This window comes from Achromobacter aegrifaciens (assembly GCF_902859735.1).
Classification (GTDB): Bacteria; Pseudomonadota; Gammaproteobacteria; order Burkholderiales; family Burkholderiaceae_B; genus Achromobacter; species Achromobacter aegrifaciens.
Genome location: NZ_CADIJY010000016.1, coordinates 58,031 through 76,975, shown reverse-complemented (window position 1 = coordinate 76,975; position 18,945 = coordinate 58,031). Strand labels below are relative to the sequence as shown.

General features: G+C 66.2%; 17 protein-coding genes. 3 read left to right on the top strand and 14 right to left on the bottom strand.

Annotation, left to right across the window (positions count from 1 at the left end):
• Nucleotides 1–7: 7 nt before the first annotated feature.
• From HV766_RS26820 to HV766_RS26805, 4 genes are read right to left on the bottom strand one after another with little or no spacing between them, the layout of a single operon-like run.
• On the bottom strand, nucleotides 8–1,789 hold the full coding sequence (locus tag HV766_RS26820; RefSeq protein ID WP_054458272.1) for an IlvD/Edd family dehydratase: 1,782 nt from the start codon (nucleotides 1,787–1,789) through the stop codon (nucleotides 8–10).
• Nucleotides 1,790–1,847: 58 nt separating this feature from the next.
• On the bottom strand, nucleotides 1,848–2,864 hold the full coding sequence (locus HV766_RS26815; protein ID WP_054458271.1) for a TRAP transporter substrate-binding protein: 1,017 nt from the start codon (nucleotides 2,862–2,864) through the stop codon (nucleotides 1,848–1,850).
• A 22-nt stretch (nucleotides 2,865–2,886) separates the two neighbouring features.
• Entirely contained in the window at nucleotides 2,887–4,167 is a 1,281-nt protein-coding gene (locus HV766_RS26810) for a TRAP transporter large permease (protein WP_054458270.1), read from the bottom strand.
• Nucleotides 4,168–4,209: 42 nt separating this feature from the next.
• Entirely contained in the window at nucleotides 4,210–4,752 is a 543-nt protein-coding gene (locus HV766_RS26805) for a TRAP transporter small permease (RefSeq protein WP_054458269.1), read from the bottom strand.
• Between the two features lie 132 nt (nucleotides 4,753–4,884).
• On the opposite strand from HV766_RS26805, the gene gntR reads away from it, so the two are divergent.
• On the top strand, nucleotides 4,885–5,910 hold the full coding sequence (gene gntR / locus HV766_RS26800; protein ID WP_054458268.1) for an HTH-type transcriptional regulator GntR: 1,026 nt from the start codon (nucleotides 4,885–4,887) through the stop codon (nucleotides 5,908–5,910).
• A 10-nt stretch (nucleotides 5,911–5,920) separates the two neighbouring features.
• On the opposite strand, the gene HV766_RS26795 is transcribed toward gntR, so the two are convergent.
• The 8 genes from HV766_RS26795 to HV766_RS26760 all read right to left on the bottom strand — a co-directional run bounded on the left by HV766_RS26795 (nucleotide 5,921) and on the right by HV766_RS26760 (nucleotide 14,268).
• Nucleotides 5,921–6,808, bottom strand: a complete 888-nt coding sequence (locus HV766_RS26795) for a DMT family transporter (protein WP_175161098.1) — start codon at nucleotides 6,806–6,808, stop codon at nucleotides 5,921–5,923.
• 14 nt (nucleotides 6,809–6,822) lie between these two features.
• Nucleotides 6,823–7,887, bottom strand: coding sequence for a histone deacetylase family protein (locus HV766_RS26790; RefSeq protein ID WP_175182144.1), 1,065 nt, complete (start codon nucleotides 7,885–7,887; stop codon nucleotides 6,823–6,825).
• Between the two features lie 17 nt (nucleotides 7,888–7,904).
• A complete protein-coding gene (locus HV766_RS26785; RefSeq protein ID WP_054458265.1) occupies nucleotides 7,905–8,195 on the bottom strand; it encodes a cupin domain-containing protein in 291 nt (96 codons plus the stop codon).
• Nucleotides 8,196–8,234: 39 nt separating this feature from the next.
• Nucleotides 8,235–9,866 (bottom strand): ABC transporter ATP-binding protein, encoded by a 1,632-nt coding sequence (locus HV766_RS26780; RefSeq protein ID WP_054458264.1) that lies wholly within the window; start codon nucleotides 9,864–9,866, stop codon nucleotides 8,235–8,237.
• A gap of 9 nt (nucleotides 9,867–9,875) precedes the next feature.
• Nucleotides 9,876–10,715, bottom strand: coding sequence for an ABC transporter permease (locus HV766_RS26775; protein WP_059380519.1), 840 nt, complete (start codon nucleotides 10,713–10,715; stop codon nucleotides 9,876–9,878).
• Entirely contained in the window at nucleotides 10,712–11,719 is a 1,008-nt protein-coding gene (locus HV766_RS26770) for an ABC transporter permease (protein ID WP_054458263.1), read from the bottom strand. Before HV766_RS26770 ends, HV766_RS26775 begins: the two co-directional genes overlap by 4 nt.
• Nucleotides 11,720–11,821: 102 nt before the next feature.
• Nucleotides 11,822–13,396, bottom strand: a complete 1,575-nt coding sequence (locus HV766_RS26765) for an ABC transporter substrate-binding protein (protein ID WP_054458262.1) — start codon at nucleotides 13,394–13,396, stop codon at nucleotides 11,822–11,824.
• Nucleotides 13,397–13,536: 140 nt separating this feature from the next.
• The gene (locus tag HV766_RS26760) at nucleotides 13,537–14,268 is read right to left on the bottom strand and encodes a FadR/GntR family transcriptional regulator (RefSeq protein ID WP_175182143.1); all 732 of its coding nucleotides are present in this window, start codon (nucleotides 14,266–14,268) and stop codon (nucleotides 13,537–13,539) included.
• A gap of 291 nt (nucleotides 14,269–14,559) precedes the next feature.
• On the opposite strand from HV766_RS26760, the gene HV766_RS26755 reads away from it, so the two are divergent.
• Nucleotides 14,560–16,053: a glycosyltransferase family 39 protein gene (locus tag HV766_RS26755; protein ID WP_254593365.1), complete on the top strand. Its 1,494-nt coding sequence runs from the start codon at nucleotides 14,560–14,562 to the stop codon at nucleotides 16,051–16,053.
• Nucleotides 16,054–16,060: 7 nt separating this feature from the next.
• Here HV766_RS26755 and HV766_RS26750 read toward each other — a convergent pair whose 3' ends face one another.
• Nucleotides 16,061–16,327, bottom strand: coding sequence for a hypothetical protein (locus tag HV766_RS26750; protein WP_054458311.1), 267 nt, complete (start codon nucleotides 16,325–16,327; stop codon nucleotides 16,061–16,063).
• Nucleotides 16,328–16,494: 167 nt separating this feature from the next.
• Between HV766_RS26750 and hemN the strand changes: the two genes are divergently transcribed.
• Complete coding sequence (hemN, locus tag HV766_RS26745; protein WP_175182142.1) at nucleotides 16,495–17,925, top strand: oxygen-independent coproporphyrinogen III oxidase; 1,431 nt, start codon at nucleotides 16,495–16,497, stop codon at nucleotides 17,923–17,925.
• A 30-nt stretch (nucleotides 17,926–17,955) separates the two neighbouring features.
• Here hemN and HV766_RS26740 read toward each other — a convergent pair whose 3' ends face one another.
• Nucleotides 17,956–18,696, bottom strand: coding sequence for a response regulator transcription factor (locus HV766_RS26740; RefSeq protein ID WP_054458258.1), 741 nt, complete (start codon nucleotides 18,694–18,696; stop codon nucleotides 17,956–17,958).
• Between the last annotated feature and the right edge of the window lie 249 nt (nucleotides 18,697–18,945).

Here is an 18,945-nt window from a genome sequence, read left to right as displayed (position 1 = left end):
GCCGGCGTCAATGCGAATGCCGGGGATCGCCCCGCGTTTCCACGACCTTCAGATACAAGGTGGCGGGCTCCAGGCAGCCACCGGTTGAAAGCTGGCCGACCAGTTGCCGGTACAGCTCTTGCCACGGCGTCTGAGATTCCGGCGCCTGGTAGGGCGGCTCCAGCTTGCGGCGTTCCATTTCTGTTTCATCCACCAGGGCGGTGACCGAGCGCTGATTCAGGTCGACGCGGATGCGGTCGCCCGTGCGCAACAGCGCGAGGCCACCGCCCACCGCGGCTTCCGGCGACATGTTCAGGATCGAAGGGCTGGCCGAGGTGCCGCTCTGGCGGCCGTCGCCCAGGCAGGGCAGAGAGTCTATGCCGCGCTTGAGCAGATGCGAGGGCGGCGCCATGTTGACCACTTCCGCGCTGCCGGGGTAGCCGACGGTGCCGGCGCCGCGGATCACCAGGATGCAGTGCTCGTCGATGTTCAGGGAGGGGTCTTCGATGCGCGCGTGGTAGTCCTCGGGGCCTTCGAAGACGATGGCGCGCGCCTCGAAGGCGTTCTCTGAACCGGGCTCCGACAGATAGGCGCGGCGGAAGGCTTCGCCGACGACCGACATCTTGATGATGGCGCTGTCGAAGAAGTTGCCCGAGAGGACGATGAATCCCGCGCGATGCCTGAGCGGCGCGTCGCAGCTGCGGATGACGTCCGCATTGTTGGTCTTGGCCGTAGCCGCGATCTCGCCGATGGTCTTGCCGGACACGGTGCCGCAATCGGTATGCAGGCGGCCTGCTGCCGCCAGTTCGTGCAACACCGCCGGGACGCCGCCCGCGCGGTGAAAGCCTTCGCCCAGATGCTCACCCGCAGGTACACAGTTGACCAGCAGCGGCACGTCTTCGCCCAAGCGCTGCCAGTCGTCCAGGCTCAGGTCGATGCCGGCGTGGCGGGCCATGGCGATGAGGTGCGGCGGGCAGTTGCTGGAGGCGCCCAGCGCCGAGGCCACGACGATGGCGTTCTCGAAAGCCTGCCGCGTCAGGATATGGGATGGGCGCAAGTCCTCGCGCACCATGTCGCAGATACGCAGCCCGGTGGCGTAGGCCATCTGGCCGCGCTCGCGGTACGGCGCGGGAATGCTGGCGCAGGTGGGCAGCGACATGCCCAGCGCTTCGGCCAGCGAGTTCATCGACAGCGCCGTGCCCATGGTGTTGCAGTGGCCGACGGACGGCGACGACGCCGTGGCCAGCGTCATGAAGCCTTCGTAGTCCAGCTTGCCCGCGGCCATCAGATTGCGCGCATGCCAGATGACCGTGCCGGAGCCGACGCGCTGGCCGTCGTGCCAGCCGTCCAGCATCGGCCCGCCGGACAGCACGATGGCGGGAATATCCACGGTGGCCGCGGCCATGAGGCAGGCGGGCGTGGTCTTGTCGCAGCCGGTGGTCAGGACCACGCCGTCCAGCGGATAGCCGTGCAGGATCTCTACCAGGCCCAGATAGGCCAGGTTGCGGTCCAGCGCGGCGGTGGGGCGCCGGCCCTGTTCGGCCAGCGGGTGCACGGGAAACTCCATGGGGATGCCGCCCGCGTCGCGGATGCCGGCCTTGATGCGCTCGGCCAGCGCCAGGTGATGCCGGTTGCAGGGCGCCAGGTCGCTGCCGGTCTGAGCGATGCCGATGATCGGCCGCCCAGATTGCAGTTCCTGGCGCGTCAGGCCGTAGTTGAGGTAGCGCTCGACATAGATGGCCGTCATGTCGGCGTGGGCCGGATCGTCGAACCACTTCTGGCTGCGCAGCTTGCGGGGAGTCTGGGACATGGGATTCTCGTTTACAGCGGTTGCGTGGCGGCCCGGCGCGCGTGCGGGCCGCAAAGGCTTAGTTGCGCGCCTTCTGGATCTCGTCGTTGAGCTGCTTGACCAGCTCTGGGCCGAGGTCCTGCGTGTACTTGTCGACCACCGGCTGCACCTTCTGGCGCATGCGCGCGATCTCTTCGGGCGAGACCGTGTTGATCTTCATGCCGGCCTTTTCCAGCGTGGTCATGGCCTTTTGGGAGTCCGCACGGCTGTCCTGGCGCTCAAAGTCGCGCGAGGATGCGGCCGCCTGGCGGATCAGCTTCTGTTCTTCCGGCGACAGGGTGTCCCACCATTTCTTGGACGCCAGCACCACCCAGGGCGTGTAGACGTGGCGGGTGATGGTCAGATAGGGCTGAACCTCGTAGAACTTGCTGCTCTGGATGGTGGTGATGGGGTTTTCCTGGCCGTCCACGGTGCGGGTTTCCAGCGCGGTGAACAGCTCGGAGAACGGCATGGGCACGGCGTTGGCGCCCAGCGTATTGAAGACGCCCAATGCGATCTGGTTCTGCATCACGCGCAGCTTGATGCCTTGCAGGTCTTCCGCGCGCGCGATGGGGCGCTTGGAGTTGGTCATGTTACGAAAGCCGTTTTCCCAATAGACCAGGCCGATGATGCCCTTGGCTTCCAGCTTTTTCAGCATGTCCTGGCCCAGAGGCCCGTCCAGCACGGCGTCCGCTTCCTTTTCGCTGTTGAAGAGGAAGGGCAGGTCGAACACGCCGAACTCCTTGACCATGCCGGCCAGGGGCGCGGTGGACCCCACCATCATTTCCTGCACGCCGCCCACCAGCGCGCTTTGCATCTGCTCGTCCGAGCCCAGGTTGGCCGAGCCGAAGGTCTTCATCTTGAGCTTGCCGCCGCTGATTTTTTCCAGCTCCTGCGCCAGGTGGCGCGCGGCGCGCCCCTGGACGCTTTCCTCGTTCAGGCCATAGCCGAAACGGATCAGGCGCGGTTTGACGTCGGCGGCGGACGCGACGCCGGCGACGGCGCAGGACAGCGCCGTCGCCAGGACAAGAATGCGGGTCTTGAAACGGGTGATCATGGTGCTCCTCCTTGGGGTTTTTCTAATGCATCCAGCGTGCGGGGACGGTGATCAGCTCGGGGAAGATCACCAGCAGGATCAGCAGCAGCGTGTAGGCGACGACATAGCGCCACACGCCCCTGCAGATGGTTTCCATATTGATGCGGGCGACGCCGCAAACCACGTTGAGCACGGTGCCCACCGGCGGCGTCAGCAGGCCCACGCAACCCACCATGACGAACATCACGCCGAAGTAGACGGGGTCGATCCCGGCCTTGGTGACCACCGGCATCAGCACCGGCGCCAGGATCAGGATGGTGGGCGTCAGGTCCATCACCGTGCCCACCAGCGTCAGCAGCACCAGCAGGGCGAACATCAGCAGCTTGGGTTGGTCCAGCACGGGTTCCAGCAGCGCGATCAGGTCCTGCGGCATGTCGGCCAGAGTGATCATGTAGGACGAGACCATGGCGGCGGCCACCAGGAACATGACGATGGCGGTGGTGCTGGCGGCGTTGATGAAGAGCGGCGCCAGGTCGCGCACGCCGATTTCGCGGTAGACGAACAGGCTGACCAGCAGCGCGTAGACCGCGGCGACGACGGCCGCCTCGGTCGGCGTGAAGATGCCGCCGCGCAAGCCGCCGATGATGATGACGGGCAGCATCAGGGCCCATAGCGATTCGCGCAGCGCCTTCCAGCGCTTGCTCCAGGGTTCGCGCGGCGAGGGCTTGATGCTGCCATGCTTGCGCGCCACCCAGGTCCATACGGCGACCAGGGTCAGGCCCATCATCAGTCCGGGCGCGATGCCGGCGAAGAACAGCTTGGTGATCGACACGTTGGTGGCGACGCCAAAGATGATGAACGAGATCGAGGGCGGAATGATGGGCGCGATGATGCCGCCGGCCGCGATCAGCCCGGAGGCCTGGCCCGCGTCGTAGCCCCTTTCGCGCAGCATGGGGATGAGCAGCGAGCCCAGCGCCGCGGCGTCGGCCACGGCCGAGCCGGACAGCGCGGCCAGCAGCACGCTGGCGAAGATGGCCACATAGCCCAGGCCGCCCTGGATGTGGCCCACGAAGGTGCTGGCCAGATTGACGATACGGCGCGAAATGCCGCCGGCGTTCATCAGTTCGCCGGCCAGCATGAACAGCGGCACAGCCATGAGGGTGAAGCTGTTGGCGCCAGACAGCATGTTCTGCGCCAGGATCTGGGTATCGAAAAAGTCCAGCTGGAACATCATGGCGATCGCGCTGAGCAGCAGCGCGAAGGCGATAGGCATGCCCAGGGCGATCAGCCCCAGCAGCACGAGCAGGAAAACGGTCAGGATCATTGCGGGCGTCCGGGCGGGGTAGGGGAGTTGGAGGCGGAGCCGTCAGACCAGCGGGTCTTCGGGGCTGGATTCCGCCGGCAAGGGCCCGCCCGCAAGGACGCGCACCAGATCGATCAAGGTCAGGATGCCCATGGCGGCGGCCGCATAGAGGGCCGCGGCGTTGAACACCGCCAGCGACATGCCGGTGACAGGCAGCACGGTGTCCAGGCCGATGACGGTCTGGGTCCAGCTGCCCTCGGCCATCAGCCACAGCACCCACAGCGTCAGCAACTGGCAGAACACGTGCGAGGCGCGACGGGCAGCGGGGCCGAAGCGTTCGACCAGCATGGTGACGCCGATGTGCTGATGCGAGCGCAGCGCTATCACCGAGCCCAGGAAGATCATCCAGACGAAGGCCAGCCGCGAGATCTCATCAGAGACGTTGATGCCGGAGTTGAACAGGTAGCGCAGCGCGACGTTGCCGAACAGCAGCACCACCATGACGGCCAGACAGGTCACCATCAGCCAGGTCTGCAGCGCGAAGCACCAATTGGCGGCGCGGGCCAGCGGCGTGCCGCCAGGCCGCCCCGGTGGGGAAGCTTGCATGTTTGTCTCCTATCCGTTTCCCGGAATTTTTTAGGGTTATGCTGTGCGAAATGTTAGCGCTAACATTTTGCGTTTGGCAAGCCCCAGTTTTTTGCGTCAGACTACGCGCTCACCAACCCATGCCGAGGACCGATGTCCATCCGTAAACCCCGCAGTTCACGCGCCGGCCGCGTCACCATGCAGGATGTCGCGCGCCGCGTGGGCGTGAGCGCGATCACGGTATCGCGCGCCTTGCGCACGCCGGACAAGGTGGCGGAAGAACTGCGGCTGCGCATCGCGCGGGTGTGCCAGGAACTGGGCTACGTGCCCAACCATGCGGCCAGCGCGCTGGCGTCGGCGCGTTCGCAGACCATCGTGGCGCTGATTCCGTCGCTGAGCAACGTGGTGTTCGTCGACATCATCGCGGGGATCAAGGAAGAGCTGGACCGGCACGGCTACCACATGCTGATCGGCGTGACCGGCTATTCGCTGGACGAGGAGGAGGCTCTGCTGCGCAAGTACCTGCAGCACGCGCCCGACGGCCTGATCCTGACCGGCATCGACCACAACCCTGGCGTATGGGACCTGCTGGACACGCAGCGCATTCCCACCGTGCACACGATCGAGACGCTGGACGGCGGCGAGCACATGAGCGTGGGTTTTTCGCAATTCGATTCCGGCTATGCCGCGGGCCGCCATCTGGTGGAGCGGGGCTACCGCCGTATCGGCATCGTCGGCGCGCAACTGGATCCGAGGTCGCTGCGCCGCTGCGAAGGCTGCCGCCAGGCGCTGCGGGATGCGGGCCTGTATGACGCGGCGCTGGAAATCATGACGCCGGAGAAATCATCCATCGGCCTGGGAGCCTCGCTGCTGGAAGCGCTGCGCGAACGTCATCCCGACTGCGATGCGCTGTTCTTTTGCAACGATGACCTGGCCCAGGGGGCGGTGTTCCAGTGCGGAAGGCTGGGCGTGCCGGTGCCGGAACGCATGGCCATCGTCGGCTTCCACGACGTGGCGGGCACGGCCTGGACCACGCCGCCGCTGTCGACCATCGCCACGCCGCGCTACCAGATCGGCGTATCGGCCGCGGGCCTGCTGATGCGCCATCTGGCCGGCGAGCCCGTCGCCGAGCGCCATGTGGACCTGGGCTTCAAGCTGGTGCAGCGCGAAACCAGCTGAACGCCAAGCCTCAGCCCCGGCGCAGCGCCAGGAATACGCCGGAGGCGATGATCAACCCCATGCCGGCCAGGGCCAGCCCATCGGGCGGGCGCTGGAACCAAAAGGTGCTGAACAGCACCGCCAGCAGCAGCTGGAAGTAGTTCAGGGGCGCCAGGGTCGCCGCCGCCACGCGCTGGAAGGCGGATATCAGAAAGATCTGCGCCAATCCGCTGCAGGCACCCAAGCCGACGATGAAAAGCATGTCGGTAAGATCCGGCCACGGATCCGGCAGGAAGAAGGGCGCGGGCAGCCCGGTGACGACGAGGCAGATGAAGGCCGTGTAGGCATACTGGATGGGCCCGGGCACCTTGCCCGAGAGCCTGCGCGTCAGCACCTGGAACACTGCGTAACTGACCGCGGACACCGCCATCAGCAGCGTGCCCAGCCACGGCAGGTTGGAGCCCGGCCGCACGATCAGCAGCATGCCGCCAAAGCCCGCCGCCACCGCTGTCCACTGGGCGGGTCGCACCCGCTCGCCCAGCAGCCAGGGCGACAGCGCCACCATGATCAGAGGCGAGGTGAAGTAGATGGCGGTGGCTTCCGACAGCGGCATCCAGATCAGCGCCGTCATGAAGCAGGTACCGACCGTGGCCAGCAGCAGGCCACGCAGGATCAACAGCGGCTTTTCGGGCGCATCGCGCAGACGCAGTCCGCCGCGGTGCCGCCACAACAGCGCCACCGCCAGCACGGCCACCGCCGAATAGCGCATGATGTTCAGGAAGGGCGCGGGATAGCGCGCCAGCATGTGCTTGGACCCCGCATCGAAGGTGGCAAAGGCCACCAACGCTGCGAAGAACAGCAGGATGCCCGTCTGGCGCGCGGCGGCGGGCGAGGGTAACGCGATGGGAACGGAGCTCATGTGGGCGGGAGGACTCAGGCTGCCGCCTGGCCCGCGCCCTGCAGGAACGCGTCCAGAGCCGGGCCGATGGCCTCGACCATGTAGCCGCCTTCCTGCACGATCACGGTGGGCAGTCCCAGGCTGGCGACGCGCGCGCCGATGTCGCGGTAGGCATCGATGTCGAGCTTGAGCACGCTGATGGGATCGTCCTTGTAGGTGTCAAAGCCCAGGGCCAGCACCAGCGCCTGCGGCGCGTAGCCGGTCAGGGCGGCGAGCGCCGTATCCAGCGCCCGCAGGAAGGAGTCGTTGCCCGAACCGTGCGGCAGCGGCAGGTTCAGGTTGCAGCCTTCGCCCGCGCCGTAGCCGCGCTCATGCGCATAGCCGGTATAGAAGGGGTAGTAGCCGGCGGGGTCGGCGTGCAGGGATACCGTCATGACGTCGCCGCGCTGATAAAAAATGTTCTGCGTGCCATCGCCATGGCGGGCGTCGACGTCCAGCACCGCCACCTTGGACCAGGTCTGAAGCAACCGGCTGGCCGCGGCCGCGCTGCTGTTCAGATAACAGAAGCCGCCCGCGCGGTCGCGGTGGGCATGGTGGCCCGAGGGCCGGCACAAGGCATAGGCCATGCCCCCGGCGCTGGCGACGTGGTCGGCGGCGGCCACCGCGCTATGCGTGGAGCGCAGCGCCGAGCGCCAGGTCTGCGGCCCGATGGGACACGATAGATCGCTCAGGTAGTAGCCGGTCTGGGCCACGATGGAGGGCGACGGGCAGGGGCCGCGGCCAGCCAGCTCGATGCGGCCGTTGTAGTACGGCGAAAGATTGGGCAGCACTTCGGGGCCCGGATCCACGCCAGGCGAGCGCAGGGCCTGCCAGCGCGCATAGGCCGATTCCAGATAGTCCAGGTAGTCCCGGCTGTGGATGTCCTGCAGCGGCTTGCGGCCGTAGTCAGCCGGCGCTTGGACGCGGATGCCGCGCGCGGCCAGCGCGCCGTGCAGGCTTTCCGCCCGTGCCGGCAGATCGGTGGGCGCGCTGATGCGCCCAAGCCGCATGAACTGCCGCGGCGTATGCAGCAGCTGCTCTTCCGAGAAAAACGCCTTCATGGCTGCCCTCGCTGGCGTTATGCGTGCTTGAGTTCGATTTCGACGAACACGAACTCCGTGTCGCCGGGATTGATCACGTTGTGCTCTACACCCACGGGCCGGTAGTAGGCCACGCCGGTGGTGAGCTGGCTGGTGATTTCGCCGTCGGGCGTGTCCAGCAAGAGCGGGCCGGTGGTCTGCGGGACCACCACGTAGTTCATTCCATGGCGGTGCCATCCCGTTTCGCCGCCGGGCGGGAAACGCCATTCGGTGACGGTGACCATGTCATTGTCGATCTGCACGGTCGGTATGGCGGCGGGGCGTTGCATGGGGCGTTCTCCTTGGAAGTATGAATATTCTTGTGCGCTTCAGGCCGCTTGCGCCTTGGTCGGGTCCCAGTGCTGGCCGGGGACCGCGGCGATCAGCTGCCGCGTATAGGCGTGTTGCGGGTTGTCGAAGATCTGCGCGGGCGAGCCGTACTCGACCACCTTGCCGCGATGCATGACCAGCACGGAATTGCAGATCTGGGCCGCCACGCGCAAATCGTGGGTGATGAAGACCAGTGCGATCTTCAGGCGTTGCTGCAAATCGTGCAATAGCTGCAGTACTTGCGCCTGAACCGAGACGTCCAGCGCCGACACTGATTCGTCGGCCACCAGCACCTTGGGCTCCAGCGCCAGCGCGCGCGCGATGCCGATGCGCTGGCGCTGTCCGCCCGAAAACTGGTTGGGATAGCGATCGAAGGCCGACGGGTCCAGCCCGACCAGCGACAGCAGCTCGCGCACCCGCGCTTCGGCCTGGGCGCGTGGCACGCCGTTGGCGACGGGGCCGTCGCTGATGATGCGGCCTACGGTATGGCGCGGGTTGAGCGAGGCGAACGGATCCTGGAAGATCATCTGGATGTCGTGGCGCAGCGGCCGGAAGCGCGATTCCGGCATGGCGGCGATGTCCTGGCCGTTGAAGATCAACTGCCCGCCGTTGATGCCCACCAGCTTGAGCAGGCATTTGCCGATGGTGGACTTGCCCGAGCCTGATTCGCCCACGATGCCCAGCGTCTCGCCGCGCCGCACGCTGAAGCTGACGCCGTCGACCGCGTGAACCTCGCGTTTGCCGCCCAGCCAGCCGCGGCCCACCACGTAGGTCTTCTTCAAGTCGCGCACGTCCAGCACGGGCTGGTCGTGCGGGGCGGACTCGCGCTCGGCGCCACGGCGGTGCGGCACGGCCGCGATCAGGCGTTGCGTGTAGGGGTGGCGGGGCCGGTTCAGCACTTCGTCCGCCGGCCCCTGTTCGACCAGGACGCCTTTTTCCATCACGGCGACCCGGTGCGCGATTTCGGCCACCACGCCGAAGTCATGGGTGACGAACATCACGCCCATGCCTTTCTCTTTCTGGATGCGGGCGATCAGCGCCAGGATCTGCGCCTGGGTGGTGACGTCCAGCGCGGTGGTCGGTTCGTCGGCGATCAGGAGTGCAGGCTCCAGCGCCAGGGCCATGGCGATCATCACGCGCTGGCGCTGTCCGCCCGACAGGCGGAATGGGTAGACGTGGTAAAGCGTGGCGGGGTCGGGCAGCCCTACGAAGGCCAGCAGCTCCAGCGTGCGGGCCATGCGCTGCGCGCCCGGATACGCGTTATGCACGCGCATGACTTCGCTGATCTGCTCGCCTACCGTCATCAGGGGGTTGAGCGCCGACAGGGGCTCCTGGAAGATCATCGCCATGTCCTTGCCGCGCATGGCTTGCAGCGTGGCTTCGTCCTGCCGCAGCAGGTCCTGGCCGCGGAACAGGATGCGGCCCTGCTGCGGCGTCAGGTAGTCGGGTAGCAGGCCCATGATGGCGTTGGCGCTCATGGACTTGCCCGAGCCCGATTCGCCGACGATGCAGAGGATCTCGCCGGCGCGGATGTCGTACGACACGTCCTGCACGGCATAAGGGCGGTCGCCGCCTTTGGGCAGGGCGATGCTCAGGTTCTGGATGGATAGCAAAGGAGTGGAAGCGTTCATGCCGTCCTCCTATTCGCCGCGCTTGCGCAGCTGCGGGTTGAGGGCATCGTTCAGGCCTTCGCCGATCAGGTTGATGGCCAGCACGGTCAGCAGGATCGCCACGCCGGGCCAGACGCTCATCCACCAGGCTTCGCGGATCATGGTGCGGGCCGCGCCGATCATGAAGCCCCAGCTCATCAGGTTGCGATCGCCCAGCCCCAGGAAGGACAGCGACGATTCCGTCAGGATCGCGGTGGCGACCATGAACGACGCCGACACGATGATGGGCGACATGGCGTTGGGCAGGATCTGCGTGCCGACGATGCGGGCCGGCGTCTGCCCGATGACAATGGCGGCCTGCACGAACTCACGCTGCTTGAGCGTCATGAACTCCGAGCGCACCAGCCGCGCGGCCGGCGGCCACGACACCACCGCGATGGCCCCCATGATGGAATAGACGGATGGACTCAGGATCGCCACCAGCACCACGGCCATGGCCAGCTGCGGGATGGTCTGGAAGAACTCGGTGAAGCGCATCAGCGCGTCGTCAACCCGGCCGCCGCAGTAACCCGCCACCGAGCCGACCACGATGCCGAAGACCAGCGCCACGGCGGTCGACAAGAGGCCCACCATCAGCGAGACCCGGGCGCCCCAGACCAGCCCGGCCGTGATGTCGCGGCCCAGCATGTCGGTGCCGAAGGGGTAGTCGGCATTGGTGAACGGCGGAATAAGCGGATCCGCCACCATCATCCAGGGGGATTCTTCATACAGCAGCGGCGCGGCCAGGGCCACGACGATCACGACCAGCATGATGGCCAGTCCGGCCACCGCTCCGTAGTTGCGCATGTAGCGCCGGGCAAATGACTTCATGCGGCGGCTCCTTGCTGCGCGCCCGCGCCGATGCGCGGATCGATGAGTCGGTACAGCACGTCGGTCAGCAGGTTGAACACCACCACCATGATGGAGGTGACCAGGAAGATGCCCAGCAGCAGCTGGTAGTCGCGCTGCAGCAGCGCGTCGAACATCAGCCTGCCGATGCCGGGCCAGGCGAACACGGTTTCGGTCAGCACCGCGCCGCCCGCCATCTGCCCCAGCTGGATGCCGGCGAAGGTGATGACCGGCAGCAGCGCATTGCGCAGCACGTGGGCGCGGATCACGCGGCCGGGGCTTACGCCCTTGGCGCGCGCCGTCTTGACGAAATCCATGCCTATCACTTCCAGCATGGAGGCGCGGGTCAGCCGCACGTAGACCGCCATGAAGAAGCAGCCCAGCGTCACGGTGGGCAGGATCAGGTGCTGGGCGATGTCGCCCGCGCGCGCCCAGCCCTTCAGGTTGGCGCCCACGGTCTCCATGCCGAAGGCCGGCAGCCAGCCCAGCACCACCGAGAACAGCAGGATGCCCATCAGCGACAGCCAGAACAGCGGCGTGGCGTACAGCACCAGCGCGCCCGTCATGACGGAGCTGTCGATCCAGCGGCGCTTGTTGCGGTAGCGGGCCTTGGCCGCCACCACGCCCAGGAAGACGCCCAGCACGATGGAGAACACGAAGGCGCAGGACATCAGCAGGAAGGTGGCGGGCAGGCGTTCCAGGATCAGGTCCAGCACCGGCACATGGTTGCGGTACGAGAAACCCAGGTCCAGTTGCACCACGCCCTTCAGGTACAGCATCAGCTGGGTCAGGATGGGCTTGTCCAGGCCGAAGGCCACGCGCAATTGTTCGACGTAGGCGGCGTCGCCCGCGCCGGCCTGGCCCGCCAGCACGGCGGCGGGGTCGCCGGGGGCCAGGCGGATCAGGAAGAAATTGATGATCACCACGCCCAGCACGACCACCAGGGCCTTGCCGATGCGGGAAACGAGGAAAGACAGGAATTTCATGCTCGGGGTCCTCTCTGGTCGGGCGCGGCCTGCCTGGGGCAGCCGTTGTCCGGCCGGCATCCGCCGCCGCGGCAAGCCTGCCGCGGCGGCGTCCTGCGGCGCTTACTTTTCGATGTACACGTCGTCGAAGCTCTCGTTCAGGCCGATGGCGGTCTTGACCAGATTCTTGACGTTGCCGCGGTAGAGCGTCGGAAACTCCATGTCCACCAGGAAGCCGTTGGCGATCTCATTGACCAGCGTGGTCTGCAGCTTGGTGTAGAGCTCCTGGCGCTTGGCGGGATCCACCTCGGAAGCGGCCGCCTCCCATTGCTTGTCGGTCTCAGGATTGCTGTAGCCCTGCACGTTGGCGAAGGGCGAACCCTTGACGATGTTCGACGAGACATACAGCCGTTGCACGCCCAGCGCGGGATCGCCGTACTGGTAGGTGAAGGTGGTCGTCATGTCGAAGTCCCAGTTGCCCGTGCGGCTGGCCCAGCCGCCGGCGTCGGTGGCTTCCAGGTTGACCTTGAAGCCCAGCTGCTCCAGCGCCTGCTTGGTGTATTCGCCCAGGCGGTCCCAGGTGGAGCCGTAGGGGAAGCTCAGCTGGCGGATCGTGTAGTCCTCGGGCTTGATGCCGGACTCCTTGATCAGCGCGCGCGCCTTCTTCATGTCGAACGCCAGCGGCGGCATGTTCTTGTCATAGAACATCTCGGTGGTGACGAAGGGGCTGGTGGACACCTTGCCCAGGCCGAAGAAGATGTTATTGACCACCATGTTGCGGTTGATGGCCGCCATCACGGCCTGGCGCACCTTCAGGTTGTCGAAGGGCGGCTTGCGCATGTTGAAGATCAGGTAGGCCTGGGGCGAGAACATCTCCCAGCCGGCCGTGGTGTATTCGACCTTGGGCAGGGCGCGCAGGCGCTTGATGTCGACGTTGTCCACGTCGCCGCCGCGCAGCACGTCCACGCTGCCGCGCTCGAAAGCCACCGCGCGCGAGGCCGAGTCGGGGATGACGTTGAACACCAGTTCATCCAGATAGGGCTTGCCGGGCTTCCAGTAGTCGGGGTTGCGGGTCAGCTTGATGTATTCGCCGCGTTTCCATTCCTTGAACATGAACGGGCCCGTGCCGACCGGCTTCTGGTTGGCGGGATTGGTCATGTAGTCGGTGCCGGCATAGATGTGCTTGGGCATCATGGGCGCAAAGCCCGGTTCGAACATCAGCATGAAGGCCGGGAAGGGCGTCTTCAGTTTGACGACGACCGTCTTCGCGTCCGGCGCCTGCACCGATTCCACGAACTTGTTCAGGATCACGCGGGCGCGCGCATGGGTCTTGGGCAGCATGTCCGCCAGCGAGAACACCACGTCCTCGGACGTGAAGGGCTTGCCGTCATGCCACTTGACGTTGTCCTGCAGGTGGAAGGTGTAGGACAGGCCGTCGGGCGAGGCGTCCCACGACTTGGCCAGGCCGGGCTGGGGCTTCAGATCGGTGGAGTAGGTCAGCAGGCTCTCGTAGATCTTGCCGGCGACGAACTGCGTGGGCCCCTGCTGATTGATGGCGGTGACAATCACCGGCGGTTCGGGCTGGACGATCATGTTCAGCGTGCCGCCCTTGGTCTGCGCCAGGGCTTGCGTGGCGGGCAGCGCGGCCGCGAGGACCAGTGCGCCGATGCTTAGGGAGAACCATTTCTTCGATTTCACTGCGAGCCTCCGGGCTGGAAAGGGTCTGACAGGTGTCCGCGTCGCGGATGCCGTGCACTGGCAAGCAAACCTCATGCCACCTGTGTTTTCAGGGGTACTACGGGTGGAGCCGCTACAACAATGCTTCGTACAGGTGCTCTTCAGCGTGCCGCGCACCATTGCGGAGCGCCGTTCTCGTCGCCAAAGTCTTCCCGCAGGCGGGCCAGGATGCCTAGCAGATGCGCATGCATGGCATGGCGCGCGCGGATCGGATCGCGCGCCTGTATGGCCGTCAGGATGCGCTGGTGTTCGGCATGGGCGATGGCCCAGACCTTGGTGTCGACGAAGTAATCCTCCATGCGGCTGTACACGGGGCTGGCCTGCGTCAATTCCCACAGATGGGCCACCGAGGCCGCTACTGCGGCGTTGCCGCAAGCCGCGGCAATGGCGTTGTGGAATTCGCGGTCGTGGCGGCCGGGCGAGTTGCCCAGCGACATGCCCTCGTGGGCGTCGCGGATGGCGGCAATCTGGGCGGGCGACCCATGCTGCGCGGCCATGCCCGCGCACTCGGGTTCGATCAGCATGCGCGCTTCCAGCAGGTCGAACGGGCCGATGCCGTCCTGTCCTGGCGCGGCGTACGCGGGAGCGATGGCTTCCCGGATGGCAGTGACGAACACCCCGGTGCCCACGCGCACCTCGACATAGCCTTCTATTTCCAGCGCGATCAGTGCCTCGCGGATAGACGCGCGGCTGACCTGCAGCTGTTCGGCCAGCTCCCGCTCAGAAGGCAGGCGCCCGCCGCGGGGGAATTCCCCGGCCCGGATCCGGCCGGCGATCTGGTCGGCGATGACTCGGTACAGGCGGGTGACAGCGGCAGCTTGGAAGGTGTTCATCGACGATAGGGGCGGGAACGGAGAGCCAAGTGGTCAGGCCACCAAATATAGGCATCTCATCCTTGAATAAGAAGGGAAATTTTCCATTTCAAGGGAAAACGATCACAGGGATTCCACCTCTTTCTTTGAAGTGGTCAGGCCAGCTAGGAATGTCTCGGGCGCTTTACAGTTTCCAGACAAATCCCGCACAGAAGCCCCGCTGTTGCGGGCGGACGCCATCCCATACTCCGTTGCGCCCGATACCGGGCATGTGGCAAGGCAGCGCGCTGCGGCGGCAGGAAGGGGTAGGACGTGCAGGAAGTGACGAAGCGGGCGTTCCGGTCCGAGGGCTGGTGGATAGGCTTGGGCATGGCGGTCTTCGCCCTGGCGTGGTTGACGCTGCTGGACAAGGCGGCCCTCGCGCCGCCGACTGACAATATCGAGCAACTGACCTGGGTGCGCAGCCTGGAATGGGGCTATTACAAGCATCCGCCTCTGCCGACCTGGCTGCTGTGGCCAGCGGTGCAATTGCTGGGCTGGTCGGCGTGGACGAGCTACATCGTCGGTGCGCTCTGCACCCTGGGCGCCTTCGCGTTGTTGTGGCGCTGGCTGCGGGGCATGCGCGGCAGCGGCCATGCGCGGGCGGCGTTGCTGGCCGGCCTGTGCATCACCTTCTACAACGGCCGTCTGCATTTCTACAACCACGAGATCGTGCTGATTCCCCTGGCGGTGGGCTGCGCCGTCGCGTGCTGGAAAGCCTGGACCACGCGCCGGATCGGTTGGTGGATCGTGCTGGGCGCGTGCCTGGGCCTGGGGGCTCTGTCCAAGTACCAAAGCGCGGTGACGGGCGCCGCCGTGCTGGTCTTCTGGCTGAGCCAGCGCGGCTGGCGCGACTCCATGCACCGGTTCGGGCTGCAGGTTGCGGGGTTGACCGCGCTGGCGGTCTTCGCGCCGCATCTCTGGTGGCTGGCGTACAACGGCTTCGAACCCCTGAACTACGCGATGACTTCATCGCTGGCCGCCGGCCTGCCTTGGGTTCAGCGCGCGGCGGAAGTGGCGCGGTGGTGGGGCGATCAGATGCTGAACCGCGCGCTGCCTGCGTGGGTGTTCCTGGGCGTCTTGTGCTGGTTGGCGCGCCGCCGCGCCGCGGTGGCTGCTGTGACGGCAGACGCGCCGCCGCGCGATGCGGGCCGCGCCATCCTGCTGTCGTTCGGTTTTACGCCCTTGGTGTTCGTCAGCATCATGACGCTTGCCAGCGGTTCCCATGTGCAACTGCACTGGGGCACGCCTTATCTGCTGTTCATGGCGCCGGCGATGATGGAACTGGTGCGTGGCGGCGTCTGGGAGCGCGTGCGGCCGCGCGATGCCGTGGCGGTATTTGCATTGGTCCAGGCGCTGTTGATGGTCCGGGTCGGGCTGACTTCGCCGGGCGGGGCGGGGCTTGCGCGCAAGGCGTCGGATTGGCGCTATTTCGATTCCCGGGCGCTGGCCCTGGCTGTGCACGAACCCGCCAAAGCGGCGCTTGGCGGGCCGGTCAGGGTGATATCGGGGCCGCCGGCCGAGGCCGGCGCGCTGGCCCTGAGGCTGCCGGAACAGCCGCTGGTGCTGATAGACGGACAGCTCCGTTTCAGTCCCTGGGTGCCGAAAGACGTGGCCGAGGCTTGCGGCGCATTGGAGCTGGAGCTGGAACCGAGAACGTCCGGAGCGGGGTTTGTCGCCGTCGGAAAGGACTTTCCTGGGCTGCACTGGCGTGTGACGCCGTCTTCCCGGCTTTGCGGCACGGCGTCTGGCGTGCCTCGCCCCTAGGGGCAGGCTATTGCGCCTCGTCGTCCGGTTCAGGCGTCTGCGTGAAGGCGCGCACCAGGCGCGCGATGCCGTCCAGTTCGTCGTGCGCGCCCGCTACCCATTCCGGCTTCTCGAACGGGCTGTCCGAAGGAGCGTTGTCCATGCTTGCCTTCAGGTCATTAAGCAGTTCCAGCGCCATGTCGGTGGCCTGGGGGCTGCTGCGGGTCGAGAGGGCGATGGCGATCGCCAGCGCCTGGCGCATGGCGAGCAGGCGGCCGTCCAGTTCAGTGCCCATGATGGTTTCCTTGTTGTGCATCTTTGTGACAGGCGCATTTTACGGGGACGAGGCCGCTAGCGCCGCGGGGTGTTTTCTGGGTGGGCAGGTGGACTGGCGGGGGGCAACACGCTGGCGTTTGCGCAAGATCAACCCGGACTGGCCGGCACAGGCGAATAATTCCAGGTATGCAAGCCGCCCTACGCCCGTCACAGACAGAATCCCGCGAGCCCTCCGCCGCCAGCCCATTGTTCCCGCCGCAATTGCTGGCGCGGCTGGACAAGAACGGGCCCCGCTATACCTCGTATCCCACGGCTGACCGGTATCACGGCGGCTTCGGCGAGCAGGAGTACCGGCAGGCGCTGCAGCAGCGCCGCGCGACGGCGCCGGCCGAGCCTTTGTCGCTCTACGTGCACATCCCGTTCTGTGAATCGGTCTGTTATTACTGCGCCTGTAACAAGGTGGTGACTCGCCACCACGACCGCGCCGCCCGCTATCTGGACGCCCTGGCGGCCGAGATCGAGCTGCATGTGCGCGAACTGGGCGAGGGCGTACCCGTATCGCAGTTGCATTTCGGGGGCGGCACGCCGACCTTTTTGTCCGACGAGGAATTGTCGCGTCTGATGGAGAACCTGCGACGCGCCTTCCGCTTCGAACCCGACGCGGAAATCTCGATCGAGGTAGATCCGCGCACCGCCACGCCCGACCGCCTGGCCCATATGCGCGAACTGGGCTTTAACCGCCTGAGTTTCGGCGTGCAGGATTTCGATCCCCGGGTGCAGGCCGCTGTGCACCGCATGCAGTCGTTCGAAGACGTGCGGGCGCTGATGCAGAGCTCCCGGGCGTTGGGCTATGCCTCGGTCAACGTGGATCTCATCTATGGCCTGCCGCTGCAGACTACGGAGTCCTTTGCCCGCACGATCGCTCAGGTCATCGCGCTGCGGCCCGACCGCATCGCGCTGTATGCCTACGCCCACCTGCCCGCGCGCTTCAAGCCGCAGCGCCGCATCAACGAGGGCGACCTGCCCGACAGGGAGACGCGGGTGGGGCTGCTCAGCGCCGCCATCGATGGTTTTCTGAAGCAGGGCTACGCCTATATCGGCATGGACCATTTCGCGCTGGAAACCGATGCGCTGGCGATCGCCAAGCGCAAGGGGGCGCTGCACCGCAACTTCCAGGGCTACAGCACGCAGCCCGACCGCGACCTGGTCGCGCTGGGCGTGTCCGCGATCGGCCGCATCGGCAATACCTACAGCCAGAACGCCAAAGTCCTGGACGAGTATTACGCGGCAATCGAAGCAGGGCGCTTCGCCGTCGAAAGAGGGTTGGCGCTGAGCACGGATGATCTGGTTCGCCGCGAGATCATCATGGACATCATGTGCCAGGGCCGCGTGGACTACAGCCGGATAGAGGCGCGCCACGGATTGCGGTTCGCCGACAGCTTTGGCCCGGAACTGCTGCAGATGGCGAATCTGGCCGAGCTGGGCCTGGTCAACCTGCACCCCGGCGAACTGCAGGTGACCGGCCTGGGCTGGTACTTCGTGCGAGCCGTCGCCATGGCGTTCGACGGCTACCTGCGGGCGCCGGGCACCGCGGCCAGCTACTCGCGGATCATCTGAGCCGCGGCGTCGCGCAGAGCCCGGCGGCGCTCATTCAGCGAATTTCTCCCGCAGATAAAGCGCCAGCGACAAATCGTCGGACAACTGCAGCTTGCGCATGGCGCGGCGCTTGTGGGTGCTGATCGTTTTCTTGCTGCGCATCAGCCGCGCCGAGATCTGCGTGACGGACAGCCCTAGGCTGATGTGGCGCAGTATCTCCACTTCCGAAGTCGTCAATGCCGCGTGAGGATGCGTCGGCTGCTGCGGCCGGATCTTGCCGTCCTGCACCGTGAGGAACTCTTCCTTGCCCGCCAGTACGCCGCGGATCATCTCCGGCAGCAGCACCATGCCGCATTCCTTGGCGAAATAGCCATTCGCGCCTGCGCGGAACGCCGCGTACTGAGTTTCCTGGCGGCTGCCCGCCGAGAAGGTGATGAGCGCCATCCCGGGGTGGTAGCGGCGCAGGCGCCGCAGATAGTTCACGCCATCCCAGGGTTCCAGGGGCAGGTAGAAATCGACCAGGGCAACTTCGCAGGGTGAGTGGGTAAGTTTCTCCAGGAGGGACCGTGCCGAGGTCTCCCGGTGCACCACCCGGAAGCCCGGTCGGCTCTCCAGGTAGGCGCCCACGCCCACGGCAACCACGGGGTGGTCGTCCAGGATCGCCACCTTGATGAGAGGCGGCGGCCGGGACAGGAGCAGGTGCCGGCGCGTGCCCGGGCGGTCGCCGCTTTCGGCGGGCTCGGGGTTGATGTGCGGGGGCGCTTTGAGGGTGAGCGCTGAGACAGTTTTCATCGATGCTCCACATGCAGGATGGGGGAACGCCGGCGGTCGATTGCGCAGGTCGCGGGTGTCCTGAATTTGCGAAGGCAGATTACGTTTTCGCATGGCCCGCGGGAGATGAATCGCGCCAATATCAGACTGTTGCACCGTCGACCTGTCATATATGCGAGAAGCACGCGTGCAACAGCCGGGATTTAGGCCGCGACGGCAGATGAGTTTTTGAGTTATGGCGCCGCCGGGCGCACCTCGCACGCGCTCCAG

Coding starts and splice junctions, on each gene's coding strand:
- HV766_RS26805 (WP_054458269.1), bottom strand. CDS start 4,752: ATGCAAGCTTCCCCACCGGGGCGGCCTGGCGGCACGCCGCTGGCCCGC.
- HV766_RS26795 (WP_175161098.1), bottom strand. CDS start 6,808: ATGAGCTCCGTTCCCATCGCGTTACCCTCGCCCGCCGCCGCGCGCCAG.
- HV766_RS26820 (WP_054458272.1), bottom strand. CDS start 1,789: ATGTCCCAGACTCCCCGCAAGCTGCGCAGCCAGAAGTGGTTCGACGAT.
- HV766_RS26760 (WP_175182143.1), bottom strand. CDS start 14,268: ATGAACACCTTCCAAGCTGCCGCTGTCACCCGCCTGTACCGAGTCATC.
- hemN (WP_175182142.1), top strand. CDS start 16,495: ATGCAAGCCGCCCTACGCCCGTCACAGACAGAATCCCGCGAGCCCTCC.
- HV766_RS26770 (WP_054458263.1), bottom strand. CDS start 11,719: ATGAAATTCCTGTCTTTCCTCGTTTCCCGCATCGGCAAGGCCCTGGTG.
- HV766_RS26790 (WP_175182144.1), bottom strand. CDS start 7,887: ATGAAGGCGTTTTTCTCGGAAGAGCAGCTGCTGCATACGCCGCGGCAG.
- gntR (WP_054458268.1), top strand. CDS start 4,885: ATGTCCATCCGTAAACCCCGCAGTTCACGCGCCGGCCGCGTCACCATG.
- HV766_RS26815 (WP_054458271.1), bottom strand. CDS start 2,864: ATGATCACCCGTTTCAAGACCCGCATTCTTGTCCTGGCGACGGCGCTG.
- HV766_RS26810 (WP_054458270.1), bottom strand. CDS start 4,167: ATGATCCTGACCGTTTTCCTGCTCGTGCTGCTGGGGCTGATCGCCCTG.
- HV766_RS26740 (WP_054458258.1), bottom strand. CDS start 18,696: ATGAAAACTGTCTCAGCGCTCACCCTCAAAGCGCCCCCGCACATCAAC.
- HV766_RS26775 (WP_059380519.1), bottom strand. CDS start 10,715: ATGAAGTCATTTGCCCGGCGCTACATGCGCAACTACGGAGCGGTGGCC.
- HV766_RS26780 (WP_054458264.1), bottom strand. CDS start 9,866: ATGAACGCTTCCACTCCTTTGCTATCCATCCAGAACCTGAGCATCGCC.
- HV766_RS26750 (WP_054458311.1), bottom strand. CDS start 16,327: ATGGGCACTGAACTGGACGGCCGCCTGCTCGCCATGCGCCAGGCGCTG.
- HV766_RS26785 (WP_054458265.1), bottom strand. CDS start 8,195: ATGCAACGCCCCGCCGCCATACCGACCGTGCAGATCGACAATGACATG.